This window comes from Pseudomonas sp. dw_358, from assembly GCF_018449655.1.
GTDB lineage: Bacteria > Pseudomonadota > Gammaproteobacteria > Pseudomonadales > Pseudomonadaceae > Aquipseudomonas.
Window position 1 is genome coordinate 263,757 of sequence record NZ_JAAVUX010000003.1, and the last position, 13,105, is coordinate 276,861.

Consider the following 13,105-nt stretch of genomic DNA (forward strand, 5'->3'; position numbering starts at 1 on the left):
AAAAGGCCACTCGAAAGAGTGGCCTTTTTTGTTTGCGCGACACTTTGACGTCGCACTGAATGGCAAAAACGTGGTCCACCTGAGGGGAGGTCAGCCGTGAAACTTCCCCTATAGCTGAACCGCCAGGCCTGTAGAATGTGCTGACAGGTTAATATGTACTGAATTATTTTCTTCGTAAGGATTGGTAACTTGATTGGATACCCTCATCCTGTTGCGCATTATCCAAGAGGTGATTGATGCGCCCCGACTCGCCCAACGCTCTCGACCCTGCGGTACCTGAAACCGCTCCAGATCCCGATCCGATTCGCTCGCGCCCGGCGCTCGGCGAACTGATCAGCAAATACCGTCAGCCTATCGGCCTGGCCGTCACCCTGTTGTTGTTCTGTATTGCCCTGGTCGCCTGTCACCACTTGCTCAGCGAGCTGGATATCTATGCGCTGCACGACTCCGTGCTGGACACCCCTCGCTCGTCGCTGATCGGTGCCTTCGCTGCCACGGCCTTCGGTTTTCTGGTCCTGCTGGGCTATGAATGGTCCGCGAGCCGCTATGCCTCGGTAGATTTGAAACCGCAAACCCTGGCACTGGGCGGCTTCACCGCGTTTGCCATCGGCAACGCGATCGGCCTGTCCATGCTGTCCGGCGGCTCGGTGCGTTATCGCCTGTATTCTCGCCAAGGCATCGGCGCCGGCGAAGTCGCCCGCATGACCCTGTTTGCCAGTCTGTCCCTGGGCTGCGCCTTGCCACCACTGGCGGCCCTCGCGACGCTGAGCAACCTCCCCGCCGCCTCCGACGCCCTGCACCTCTCACCGTGGCTGCTAGGCGTGGTGTCTGGAGGCATCCTGGTGCTGGCGCTGGCCTTGGGTATCGGTATCTATCGCCGTCGGCTGCCCGAACAGCCCATCGCTCATAACCTGCTGGTCAAGGTCGGCCGCCGTACCCTGCGCCTGCCCGGGCTGAAGCTCACGTTGCTGCAACTGGTCATCACCGCCCTGGATGTGATGGCAGCCGCGACCGTGCTGTATCTGCTGCTGCCTGAGGCGCCGCCCTTCGGCGCCTTCGTGCTGGTGTATCTGCTGGCGCTGGCCGCCGGCGTGCTCAGCCACGTGCCTGGCGGTGTGGGTGTCTTCGAAGCGATCCTGCTGGCCGCCTTTGCCAACGACCTGGGCGCCGCGCCATTGGCTGCCGCCCTGCTCCTGTACCGGCTGATCTACGTGATGCTGCCGTTACTGCTGGCCTGTGTCGCCTTGCTGATCAACGAAGGTCGGCGTCTGCTGTTTGCCAAGCAGGCGATCCGCGTCGGCTCCGGCCTGGCGGCACCGATCCTTGCGGTGCTGGTGTTCCTCTCAGGTGTGGTGCTGCTGTTTTCCGGCGCGACACCGGAAATCGACACCCGGCTCGAGGACATGGGTTTCCTGCTGCCCCATCGCCTGATCGACGCGTCGCACTTCGGTGCCAGCTTGATCGGCGTGCTGTGCCTGCTGCTGGCCCAAGGCCTGCGCCGGCGGTTGTCGGCGGCCTGGATCCTGACCATGAGCCTGCTGGTGATCGGTGCGATCCTGTCGCTACTCAAGGGTTTCGACTGGGAAGAAGCCACCCTGCTGGTGCTGACCGCCGCGTTGCTGGCAGTGTTCAAGCGCTCCTTCTATCGCCCCAGTCGCCTGCTGGAACTGCCGTTTTCGCCCATCTATGTGCTGGCCAGCGCCAGCGTGGTGGGGGCTTCGATCTGGCTGCTGCTGTTCGCCTATCAGGACGTCCCTTACAGCAATCAGCTGTGGTGGCAATTCACCCTGGACGCTGATGCTCCACGCGGCTTGCGAGCAGCCCTGGGCAGCGCCGTGGTACTGGTGATCGTCTCGCTGACCTGGTTGCTGCGTACCGCACGACCGACCATCCATCTGCCCACGCCAGACGAAATCCAGCGCGCGGCGCGCATCCTGCAGGCCTCCAACCAGCCGGACGGCGGCCTTGCCCTTACCGGCGACAAGGCCTTGCTGTTTCACCCCAAGGACGAAGCCTTCCTGATGTATGCCCGCCGCGGCCGCAGTCTGGTAGCGCTGTACGACCCCATCGGGCCGACTCAGCAACGGGCCGAGATGATCTGGCAGTTCCGCGACCTGTGCGACTTCCACCATGCCCGTCCGGTGTTCTATCAGGTGCGCGCCGAAAACCTGCCGTTCTACATGGACATCGGCCTGACCGCGATCAAGCTCGGTGAAGAAGCCCGTGTGGACTTGCGGCGCTTCGACATCGACGCCAAGGGCAAGGAGATGAAGGACCTGCGCTACACCTGGAACCGCGGCACCCGCGACGGCCTGTCGCTGGAAGTCTACGAACCGGGTCAGGCGCCGCTGGAAGAACTGCGGGTCATCTCCGATGCCTGGTTGACCGGCAAGAACGTACGCGAGAAAGGCTTCTCGCTGGGGCGCTTCAGCGATGAATATCTGTCGCACTTTCGCATTGCCATCGTCCACTTCGAAGGCAAGCCGGTGGCGTTTTCCAACCTGCTGGAAACCCAGAGCCATGATCTGGCCAGCCTGGACCTGATGCGCGCCCACCCGGACGCACCTAAACTGACCATGGAATTCATGATGGTCGGCCTGATTCAACACTACAAGAACAAGGATTACGCCCGCTTCAGCCTGGGCATGGTGCCACTGTCGGGGCTGCAACCTCGCCGGGGTGCGCCGCTGACCCAACGACTGGGCTCGATGGTGTTTCGCCGTGGAGAACAACTGTACAACTTCCAGGGCCTGCGCCGCTTCAAAGACAAATTCCAGCCTGACTGGGAACCTCGTTACATGGCCGTGCCCGCGGGTCTCGATCCGTTGGTGGCATTGGCTGATACCGCCGCCCTGATTGCAGGCGGCCTGACTGGATTGGTGAAACGCTGATGATTCGACGTCCCTGGCGATTGCTCATAGCCCTGCTGGTAGTGCTGCTCCTGGCAGCCGGTGTTGGCTACTGGTGGTTCAATCGCCCTGCTCCGCAACCCACCCTAAAACAGCTCAAACTGGCCGACGGTAGTGCCGTCACTCAAGTCATTCCGGGCGACGATGCCCAGGCTCAAGTGGCCTTGGCGGTTCCTGCCGACCAGGCCCTGACCAATGCGCAGCTGATCGACCTCAGCGAAGACACCAGCGCGCGCATCGTTCAGATCATCTTGCCGGCCACCGATTGCGTGGCCCAGCAGAAAACCTTCGAGTCCAGCCTGCAATACCTGGATGGCGCCCCGACCACCGTCGGCGGCATCGGCCCTGGGGCGACCCTGGCCTGGAACTGGCTGGCCGGTCAGACCAACGATAAGGCCAATGCCGTGTCGGTGGGTTTCGACATTGCCAACAAGGACTGTAGCATCCCGCTGGCCCAGAAAGCGCCGCATGGCCACTGGACCGCGGCCTGGAACGACGCACCGGATGATCCGATCGCTGCCTTCGTGCGGGGCCAGGCCAACGCCGACACCAGCATCAGTGACTACGACATTCATATGCCACAAGTCCTGAAAAACCAGCTGACCCATATCCTCGTCCCGGACGATGACAGCAATGCACCGAAGATGCCGGTCGTTGAAGTGCCGGCGGGCGGCCCAAGCGATACCGTGACCTTGTTCCTCTCGGGTGATGGCGGCTGGCGCGACCTGGACCGAGACGTGGCCGGCGAGATGGCCAAGCTGGGTTATCCGGTGGTGGGCATCGACACCTTGCGCTACTACTGGAAGCACAAAAGCCCCGAGCAGAGCGCCAACGACCTGGCCGAGCTGATGCAGTACTACCGCCAGAAGTGGGGCACCAAGCGCTTCGTCCTGGCCGGTTTCTCGTTCGGCGCCGATGTGCTGCCGGCGATCTATGACGCACTGCCCGCCGACGAGCAGAAACGTGTCGATGCGGTGATTCTGCTGGCCTATGCCCGCAGTGGCAGCTTCGAGATCGAGGTCGAGGGCTGGCTGGGCCAGGAAGGCAAGGAAATGCCTACCGGGCCGGCCATGGCCAAGTTGCCGCCGGCCAAGGTGCTGTGCATCTACGGCATCGAAGAGAAAGACGAAAGCGGTTGCACCGAATCCACCGCAGTGGGTGAAATCGTTCAACTGCCTGGCGGTCACCACTTCGACGAGAACTACCCGGCACTGGCCAAACGCCTGACCGACGCCATCGACAAGCGCCAGGGCAAGACGCCCAAGCCTTGATGATGAGGGCGGCGCGATCCTTCGAGACCGCGCCGCCTTACCCTGCTTTGAACATCACCCCGCCCTGAAAATCAGATACTCCTCCCAATCATCCTCCGCCACATCCTTCTCGCTGAGCATGCGCCCGGACTGAGAAATGCGCTGCTTGTGCACCTGCTCCCGATCGCCGCACACCAGGTGGTGCCACAACGGCAGATCCTGACGTTCGCTCACCAGACGATAGCCGCACGTGGGCGGCAACCATTTGAATTGATCGGCCTGGCCTGGGGTGAGTTGAATGCAATCGGGCACCTGCGCCTTGCGCTCGGGGTAGTCGGTGCACTGGCACGTTTTCAGGTCCAGCAGCTGGCAGGCAATGCGCGTGTAATACACGCTGCTGTCGTCCTCATCCTCCAGCTTTTGCAGGCAGCACAGGCCGCAGCCGTCACAGAGGGATTCCCACTCCACGGCATCCAGTTGTTCGAGGGTCTTGCGAATCCAGAAGGGTTCGACTTTGGCGGCCATTGCGTGGGTGTCCTGTGGTCAATCAAGCGCGGCAGTCTAGTGCCGTGCGCGGTCACCGCCAAGTAGTTGCGACTGGCGGTACACTTCACTTGCGCGGAAGGTTGAGATTGGTTATCAAGACAGATTCATCAACTCGTCTGGATCTGCACCATGAGTGAGAACACCCGCGTCGCCGACTATGCCATTCACGAGCAATTCATTCAGCGCTGGTCGCCGCGCGCGTTCAGCAACGAAGTCATCAGCGAAGACACCCTGCTGAGCTTCCTGGAAGCCGCTCGCTGGGCACCGTCGGCTTACAACTCGCAGCCATGGCGCTTTCTCTATGCGCGCCGTGACACCCCGAACTGGCAGCGCTTCCTGGGGCTGCTCAACGAATTCAACCGTGGCTGGGCGCAGCATGCCTCGGCGCTGGTGATCGTCATCTCCAAGACCACCTTCACCCCGCCTGGCGCCACCGAAGAAGGCCCGGCGCTGTGGCACACCTTCGACACCGGTTCGGCCTGGGGCCATCTGGGCCTGCAAGCGAGCATCAGCGGCTGGCACACTCACGCCATGGCCGGCTTCGACAAGGAGCTGGCACGTACTGAGTTGAAAGTGCCAGAAGGCTACGAGATCCACACGGCCGTGGCCATCGGCAAACTGGGCGACAAGGCCACCCTGGCCGAATTCCTCCAGGCCCGTGAAACCCCCAGCCCGCGCAAGCCGCTGAGCGAGCTGGCGGCCGAGGGTGATTTCACGCTGTAAGGTTTTGCGTCAAAGCCTTTGGCGCAGGAATCCTGCAGGAGCCAGCTTGTTCGGGAACCATCGCCCGCCGTATGTCAGGTACGGCGCGGTGTCCTCTTCCCGAGCAAGCTCGCTCCTGCAAGCGAGGTGACGCTCAATACCCCCGTGCGAAATCCACTTCGCCACGCAGGTCGGTCCCTGCCTGCCACGCCCGCACATTCTCGACAAACACCTGCACCATCGCTTGCGGCGAGGTCGGCGCGGAACTGTGGCCGGTCAGCAGCAACCCCCAGGCCGTCCAGAATGGATGGCGTTGCGGCAACGGCTCCTGGCGACAGACATCGATCACCGCTCCTGCCAGATGCCCTTGTTTCAAGGCCTCCACCAAATCGGCATCGACTACCGCCACCCCCCGTCCGGCGTTGATGAACAAGGCATCGGGGTTGAAGCGCGCAAACAAGGCAGCGTCGTAAAGGTCATGGGTCTCGGGCGTATCCGGCAGCAGGTTGAGCACATAGTCCACCTCCCCCACCAGACGCCCTAGCTCGCTCATGGGCGCTACTTCGATGAAAGGCGCCTGAGTGCGCGCCGTACGCGCGATGCCATAGAGCTTGACGCCAAACGGCAGGAGAAAATCGGCGACGGTCTGGCCGATGTCACCGGTGCCGACGATCAACACCCGCCGCCCTGCCAGGCTGTGGCCAGCCCGGTTGTCCCACTTGCGCTCCACCTGGCTGACCAGACGGGCCAGCACGTCGCGTTCATGGCCCAGCATGTAGGTGAGCATGTACTCGGCCATCACTTGGCCGAAGATACCCACAGCGCGGGTCAGCCGATAGTGACGCGGCAACCCTTCTCCCAACAACGGTTTGATACCGGCCCAGGTCGACTGCAGCCACTGCGGCGAGTGGCCCTGGCGCAGCAAGGTTGCCAGCAGATCCGGCTGGCCCAGCCAGACCGGGCAGTCGCTGGCCAGCATGGCAAGCTCGGCGGAGTCGCCGCTGGTGCAGACTTCCAGGTCCGCAGCCGCCTCGCGCAGCAACTGGGCGTAGAGGGCGTAATCCTGTTCTGCGATGAGAACGCGCATGATCGTAAAACCTGTGCAATGGCATGCCTGCGGACGGCGCCGCAGGCAGTGAAAGTGGAAACGGCAGGGTGGGGAATTTACATCGGATCGTTGCGGCGCAGGAGCTCTTCGGGCAAGTGCTCGATATATTCATCTTCGGCCGGGGGCATCTGCAGGTGGTAGCCCTGGCCGTCGAGGTGCTCAAGCACCAAGGTGATGTCCTCGCGGGCAAGGGTGCGCTCGGGGGTCAGCACCAGATCAAAGGCGTGCACGGGCTTGCCGAACACGGCCAGCAGCCCCTCGGGGACTTTCTCCAGTGCTTCGCTCTTGAGCACATAGAGGTACATTTCGTTGCGCTTGGGGCTACGGTAGATCGAGCAGATACGCTTCATGACTGTTGTCCAACGGTGGCCAGGCTCTGCAACAGCGCCTCGCCCAGGTGTTCCCGACGCCAGCCACGCAGGCTGTCAGGCAATTGATAAGGGCCGTCGGGGTAGCCGCTCTTGAGCAGCGCCTCGAGGGTTTTCTTGCGCAGCATCAGCTCGGGAGCGATTCTCAGCCGCTCGGCTTCGGCCTGGCCCACCGCACGCAGTTGCTTGAGCACCGCGCTGGCTTCGATCGGCAGCGGTTCGGGCAACGCGGGCGGCCATTGTTCCGGCGGCAGGCTGGCGTTGCGCTTGATCAGGTCGAGGATGAACTCGCCGTCGTGACGAACGGTACGCGGGTGCATGTCTTCTATACGCGCCAGCGCCTGCAGGTTGTCCGGCTGGGTCTTGGCCAAGGGCCACAGCGCGTGTTCGCGCACGATGCGGTTGCGCGGCACGTCTCGGGCGCGCGCCTCGCGCTCGCGCCAGGCGCACAGGGCGCGCATCACCGCCAATTGCGCGCGCGAAAGCTTCCAGGCCAGCTTTGCCTCGCGGTACAGCTCGTCGGGGTCCACTTCGCGGCGCAACTGGGCCACCAGCTCGGCGCCGTCGTCCAGCACCCAGGCAGCTCGTTCATCCGACAAGCGCGGCCTTAATTGTTCGTACACCTCGCCCAGATGCACCGCGTCTTCGGCGGCATAGCTGACCTGCGTCTCGGACAACGGCCTTTGCAGCCAGTCTGAGCGGGTTTCACCCTTGGGCAGTTCGAGGCCGAGCACGTCCTGCACCAGACGCGAGTAGCCCATGGAGAAACCGATGTTGAGGTAGGCAGCGGCCAGTTGCGTGTCGAACAGCGGTGCCGGCAGGCTGCCGGTCAGGCGCAACAGCACTTCCAGGTCTTCACTGCACGCATGCAGCACCTTGACCACGCCCGGGTTTTCCAGCAACGCCGCCAGCGGTTGCCATTGCTGGATACTCAGCGGGTCAATCAAAAACGCTGTGGTGCCCACGCCAACCTGAATCAAGCCGGCAATGGGATAAAAGGTGTCGACGCGCATGAACTCGGTGTCGACGGCCACAAAGGGCAGGGACTGCCAGCGGGCGCAATGGTCGGCCAGGCTGGCGTCGTCGCGAATCCAGTGAATATCGATAGCCACGAGGCTCTCCCTTGAACAATGGCGAGCAGTATATATCGCGCCTCTCTGTTACTGGGCATTTCCTGCCATGGCACCGCCGGACAACGTCGAGGGAACAAACCGCCGCGGACTGTGGGTCCAAACCCTGAAGCGAGACTATCCTGAAGTTTTACGCCCCCAAGCCATTACAGGGAGAAACGCACCCATGCCGGTCAAACACAACCTGTTCGAAGACCTCAATGTCACCAAGGCCGACGTCGAAAAACGCCGTCAGAGCGACGAAAAACTCAGTCGCCTGCTGGACGAATACCAGACGGCTGACGGCGCGGTAGTCGATGCCGAAGCGGCAGCCGCTCATGATGACGAGGTTAAAAAGCTCAAAGAGAAGCGCCTGTTGATCAAGGACAAGATCGTCCAGCAGTGGCAGTACCCGGACACCCAGGGGGCCGGGACCGGCAAGTTCTGAGCTTGCCCGACTCCTTTCGGGTCAAGCTTGTTCGGGAAGAGGGTAAAGGCCGTTTCCCGAGCAAGCTCGGCCCTGCCGGGAATCTCCCACCCTAGCGGATCGCCGTTCCACCGGGCCGATCCCAATCGGCCAGGTAACTCTGGCCCTCGGGCGTGATCGCTATCTGGGTATACGTCAACCGCCCCTCATGCTGGACGAAATCGGCCGTGGCAAAACCAAAGCTGATGAGTTGTTGAGTGGTGTCCACATCTTCCGGGGCACTGAGCACGGTCTCACCGGCGGCGATGCGTTCGAGCAACAGATGAAAGGACGTATTCTGACCGGGCATGACAAATCCTCCTGAGGGCGTCTGCAACAGACTTATCAGAATGGACCCGTAATTGCCGTGGAAGTTGGCTGACCCCACTCAAACAAACCGCCGCCTGAACTCTGCTGGCGTCACCCCCACCTGCCGGGTAAACGCCCGACGCAGGATGTCGACGCTGGAAAATCCGCACAAGGCCGCGACCTGCTTGGGCGCCAGCTTGCCGCTCTCCAGGGCGGTGCGCGCACTGGCCACCCGGGCCGCCTCGACCCAAGCCGCCGGTGTCTCGCCCACTTCGTCATGAAACAGCCGCGCGAAATGCCGTGGGCTGAGGCCGGCGCGCTGGGCCAGTTGCTGCACACTCAAGTCGTCGGCCGGGTTGGCCGAGATGTATCGCTGAATTTCCTGGAGCACCGAGCGACCCGCTGGCACCGACTCGCCCTTGCGGCTGAACTGCAATTGCCCACCGGGACGCTTGAAGAACATCACCAGTTGGGAAGCCACCGCCTTGGCCAGCACCTGACCGTGATCTTCCTCCACCAGCGCCAGCGCCAGATCCAGGCCAGCGGTGACCCCGGCGGCGGTTCGTACCTTGCCATCGCGCACATGGATAGCGTCGACATCCACCTGCACCAAGGGAAAATCGGCCGCCAGACGGTCGGCTCCGACCCAGTGGGTGGTCACCCGCTTGCCGTCCAGCAAGCCAGCGTGGGCCAGCGCGAAAGCGCCCGTGCACACTGAGCCGAAACGCCGCGAACGCGGGCACTGGACCTGCAACCACTGCCGGGTCGCCGCCGACACCGGGGTCTGCGGTGCGTCTGGCGAGCCTGCTACCAATAACGTGTCCACCGCTCCGCTCTGCTCGCTCAAGGTCGCGTCGGCCAGCAAGCGGGCACCCGATGAACTGCGGATCGGCCCCGGCTGTTCACTGACCACCCGCAGTTCATACAGCGCCTGACCGGACAGCCGGTTGGCCTCGGCAAACACATCCAGCGGTCCAGACACGTCCAGTAGCTGGACGCCAGGCATGGCCAGAATGGCGACGATTCTTGGGGCAGTGAGCATGGCAGCACTCCAACGGCGGGAAACCGCTTGATAAGGCAGTAATAGTCGCATTACGACGATTGCTGCCCATGATGCACGGCTCGACAATGGGACACCAGCCCCAAACAGACTTTCCCCCCCTGCGAGAGCATCACAATGACCGATCTGAACATCCCCGACAGCGCCATGGCCCGCGAAATCACCGAACTGGTCCGCGATACTGCCTCGGACCTGCTGTTCCAGCACTCCAGCCGCGTCTACCACTTCGGGGCCCTCGCCGGCCGCCGTCAAGGCCTGAAATTCGATGCCGAACTGCTGTATGCCGGTTGCATGTTCCATGACATGGGCCTGACCCATCAATGCAGCAGCGCCTGCGAACGCTTCGAAGTGGACGGCGCCAATGCCGCCCGTGACTTCCTGCGCGGCCACCATATCCACGAGCACGACATCAGCACCGTGTGGACCTCGATCGCCCTGCACACCACCCCCGGCATCCCGCAGCACATGGACCCGGTCATCGCCTTGGTCACCGCCGGGGTCGAAATGGACGTGCTGGGCCTGACCTACAACGATTACAGCGATGCCGAACGCGAAGCCATCGTGCGCCTGCATCCGCGCACCGAGCACTTCAAGGAGGACATCATTCAGGCCTTCTACGACGGGATCAAACACAAGCCCGAAAGCACCTTTGGCAACGTCAAGGCTGACGTGCTGGCGGACAAGGACCTACGGTTTGTGCGGGGGAATTTCTGCGAAGTGATTCGCGGGTCGGCCTGGAAGGGTTGAGCTGTCGCCCTCCTTGCAGGACCGAGCTTGCTCGGTCTTGCAAGGAGGACCTCAGACCTACTCGAACCGATCCAGATTCATCACCTTGGTCCACGCCGCCACAAAATCGCGGACGAATTTCTCGGCCGAATCACTGCTGGCATACACCTCGGCCAGCGCCCGCAACTGCGCGTTGGCGCCAAACACCAGGTCCACGCGGCTGGCGGTCCACTTCGCGGCGCCCGTCTGGCGGTCACGGCCGTTGAACTGTCGAGGGTCTTGGGCCACCGGCTGCCATTCGGTACCGATGTCGATCAGGTTGACGAAGAAATCATGAGTCAGCGCCTCGACCCGCTCGGTCAACACCCCCTGCCCACTGGCGCCTACCCCCAGTACCCGCAAGCCACCCAGCAATACGGTCATCTGCGGCGCGGTGAGGGTCAACAATTGTGCCTTGTCCACCAGCAGCGCTTCGCTGGAGACACGGTAATAACCCTTCACATAGTTGCGAAAGCCATCGGCGATGGGCTCAAGCAAGGCAAAGGATTCCACATCCGTCTGCGCCTGGGACGCATCCACCCGCCCGGGCGTGAACGGCACAATCGTCGCGTGCCCCGCATTGCGCGCGGCCTCTTCGACCCCGACCCCACCGGCCAGCACGATCAGGTCGGCCAGGGAGATCTTCTTGCCCCCGGTCTGAGCGGTGTTGAATTCGCTTTGAATCTTTTCCAGGGCATCCAGCACCGTGGCCAGCTGCTCGGGTTGATTGACCGCCCAGTCCTTCTGCGGCGCCAGGCGAATGCGCGCACCGTTGGCCCCGCCGCGTTTGTCGGAACTGCGAAAGGTCGAGGCCGAGGCCCAGGCCGTCGACACCAATTGCGCGACCGAAAGGCCGGCGTTGAGGATTTTGCTTTTCAGACCGGCAACGTCCTGCCCGTCCACCAAGCCATGGTCCAGTACCGGCAGCGGGTCTTGCCAGAGCAGCTCCTCGGCCGGCAGGTCCGGGCCCAGGTAGCGCGCGAGCGGGCCCATGTCGCGGTGAGTGAGCTTGAACCAGGCGCGGGCGAAGGCATCCGCCAACTCCTCGGGGTGGTCGCGAAAGCGGCGCGCGATCGGCTCGTAGATCGGGTCGAAACGTAGCGCCAGATCGGAGGTGAGCATGGTCGGCGCATGCCGTTTGCCCGGGTCATGGGCATCCGGCACCGTGCCCGCGCCGCCACCGTTCTGTGGCCGCCACTGGTGGGCACCGGCCGGGCTCTTGGTCAGTTCCCACTCGAAGCGGAACATGTTTTCCAGGTACTCGTTGCTCCACTTGGTCGGCGTCGAGGTCCAGGTCACTTCGAGGCCGCTGGTGATGGTGTCGGCGCCCTTGCCGGTGCCGAAGCTGTTCTTCCAGCCCAGGCCTTGCTGCTCGACAGGGGCGGCTTCAGGTTCCGGGCCGACGTTGTCGGCTGGGCCGGCGCCATGGGTCTTGCCGAAAGCGTGGCCACCGGCGATCAGGGCCACGGTTTCTTCATCGTTCATGGCCATGCGGCCGAAGGTTTCACGGATGTCCTTGGCCGACGCAGCCGGGTCCGGGACGCCTTCCGGGCCTTCCGGGTTGACGTAGATCAAACCCATCTGTACGGCCGCCAGGGGGTTCTCCAGGTTGCGCCCGGCAGGATCCGTACGGGCGGTTTCACTGCCGTGCTGGTCTGGTTCGGCCACCAGCACGCCGTCGCCGCTCTCGGCCTTGCCGTAACGGGGGTCACCGCCCAGCCAGGTTTTCTCTGTGCCCCAGTACACGTCTTCATCAGGCTCCCAGACATCGATCCGCCCGCCCGAATAGCCAAAGGTCTTGAAGCCCATGGACTCCAGCGCCACATTGCCGGTCAGGATGATGAGGTCCGCCCAGGAGATCTTGCGGCCATATTTTTGCTTGATCGGCCAGATCAACCGCCGTGCCTTGTCCAGGCTGACGTTATCGGGCCAGCTGTTGAGCGGCGCGAAACGCTGCTGCCCGGAACCCGCCCCGCCACGGCCATCGGCGGTACGGTAGGTACCGGCGCTGTGCCAGGCCATGCGAATGAACAGCGGGCCATAGTGGCCGAAATCCGCCGGCCACCAGTCCTGGGAGTCGGTCATCAAGGCGTGCAGATCGCGCTTCACCGCCTCCAGATCGAGACTTTTGAACGCCTCGGCGTAGTCGAAACCTTCATCCATCGGATCGGACAGCGATGAATGCTGGTGGAGGATCTTGAGATTCAGCTGGTTGGGCCACCAATCACGGTTGGTTGTGCCACCACCGGCTGCATGGTTGAAAGGACACTTCGATTCTGACGACATGAATGATCACCCTTGGTCTGTAAATCAGGCTATCGGTCCCATTGTGGGGGCCCCGGGAAGGGGCACTGGGTTCCGACGATATCCAACGCGCGTTACAACCAGACAAGCCTAGACCTTCGCCACAGGCTCATGCAAATGACGGGACAGTCAGTCTCGTCCATGGGCATTAATGAGACCGGCGCAAAGGCTCTACACTGGTCTTCACCGCCTTGAATGATTGCCGGAGA

Annotated in this window: 12 protein-coding genes; 5 read left to right on the plus strand and 7 right to left on the minus strand. The window is 62.8% G+C overall.

Going from position 1 to position 13,105, the window contains the following annotated elements; translation table 11 throughout:
- Window positions 1-236 precede the first annotated feature (236 nt).
- Together mprF and HB675_RS07075 are read left to right on the plus strand one after the other, a co-directional pair.
- A complete protein-coding gene (gene mprF / locus HB675_RS07070) occupies window positions 237-2,891 on the plus strand; it encodes a bifunctional lysylphosphatidylglycerol flippase/synthetase MprF (RefSeq protein ID WP_213877067.1) in 2,655 nt (884 codons plus the stop codon).
- Entirely contained in the window at window positions 2,891-4,180 is a 1,290-nt protein-coding gene (locus HB675_RS07075) for an AcvB/VirJ family lysyl-phosphatidylglycerol hydrolase (RefSeq protein WP_213877068.1), read from the plus strand. Before mprF ends, HB675_RS07075 begins: the two co-directional genes overlap by 1 nt.
- 54 nt (window positions 4,181-4,234) lie before the next feature.
- On the opposite strand, the gene HB675_RS07080 is transcribed toward HB675_RS07075, so the two are convergent.
- On the minus strand, window positions 4,235-4,684 hold the full coding sequence (locus HB675_RS07080) for a YcgN family cysteine cluster protein (RefSeq protein WP_213877070.1): 450 nt from the start codon (window positions 4,682-4,684) through the stop codon (window positions 4,235-4,237).
- Between the two features lie 150 nt (window positions 4,685-4,834).
- On the opposite strand from HB675_RS07080, the gene HB675_RS07085 reads away from it, so the two are divergent.
- The gene (locus HB675_RS07085; protein ID WP_213877072.1) at window positions 4,835-5,428 is read left to right on the plus strand and encodes a nitroreductase family protein; all 594 of its coding nucleotides are present in this window, start codon (window positions 4,835-4,837) and stop codon (window positions 5,426-5,428) included.
- A 133-nt stretch (window positions 5,429-5,561) separates the two neighbouring features.
- Here HB675_RS07085 and HB675_RS07090 read toward each other — a convergent pair whose 3' ends face one another.
- From HB675_RS07090 to rnd, 3 genes are all read right to left on the minus strand, one after another.
- Window positions 5,562-6,494, minus strand: coding sequence for a D-2-hydroxyacid dehydrogenase (locus HB675_RS07090; protein WP_213877073.1), 933 nt, complete (start codon window positions 6,492-6,494; stop codon window positions 5,562-5,564).
- Window positions 6,495-6,571: 77 nt separating this feature from the next.
- Window positions 6,572-6,865 carry a YcgL domain-containing protein gene (locus tag HB675_RS07095; protein WP_213877075.1) on the minus strand — a complete coding sequence of 98 codons (294 nt, stop codon included), beginning with the start codon at window positions 6,863-6,865 and terminating at the stop codon, window positions 6,572-6,574.
- Complete coding sequence (gene rnd / locus HB675_RS07100) at window positions 6,862-7,995, minus strand: ribonuclease D (protein ID WP_213877077.1); 1,134 nt, start codon at window positions 7,993-7,995, stop codon at window positions 6,862-6,864. The genes HB675_RS07095 and rnd overlap by 4 nt, the downstream gene beginning before the upstream one ends.
- 184 nt (window positions 7,996-8,179) lie before the next feature.
- On the opposite strand from rnd, the gene HB675_RS07105 reads away from it, so the two are divergent.
- Window positions 8,180-8,440, plus strand: a complete 261-nt coding sequence (locus HB675_RS07105; protein WP_213877078.1) for a DUF465 domain-containing protein — start codon at window positions 8,180-8,182, stop codon at window positions 8,438-8,440.
- Window positions 8,441-8,531: 91 nt separating this feature from the next.
- Here HB675_RS07105 and HB675_RS07110 read toward each other — a convergent pair whose 3' ends face one another.
- Together HB675_RS07110 and HB675_RS07115 are read right to left on the minus strand one after the other, a co-directional pair.
- Window positions 8,532-8,768, minus strand: a complete 237-nt coding sequence (locus tag HB675_RS07110) for a hypothetical protein (protein ID WP_213877080.1) — start codon at window positions 8,766-8,768, stop codon at window positions 8,532-8,534.
- A gap of 78 nt (window positions 8,769-8,846) precedes the next feature.
- Window positions 8,847-9,809: a GlxA family transcriptional regulator gene (locus HB675_RS07115; RefSeq protein ID WP_213877082.1), complete on the minus strand. Its 963-nt coding sequence runs from the start codon at window positions 9,807-9,809 to the stop codon at window positions 8,847-8,849.
- Window positions 9,810-9,944: 135 nt separating this feature from the next.
- Between HB675_RS07115 and HB675_RS07120 the strand changes: the two genes are divergently transcribed.
- Window positions 9,945-10,574, plus strand: coding sequence for an HD domain-containing protein (locus tag HB675_RS07120; RefSeq protein WP_213877083.1), 630 nt, complete (start codon window positions 9,945-9,947; stop codon window positions 10,572-10,574).
- A 57-nt stretch (window positions 10,575-10,631) separates the two neighbouring features.
- Here HB675_RS07120 and katG read toward each other — a convergent pair whose 3' ends face one another.
- Window positions 10,632-12,878: a catalase/peroxidase HPI gene (katG, locus tag HB675_RS07125; protein WP_213877085.1), complete on the minus strand. Its 2,247-nt coding sequence runs from the start codon at window positions 12,876-12,878 to the stop codon at window positions 10,632-10,634.
- Window positions 12,879-13,105: the final 227 nt, after the last annotated feature.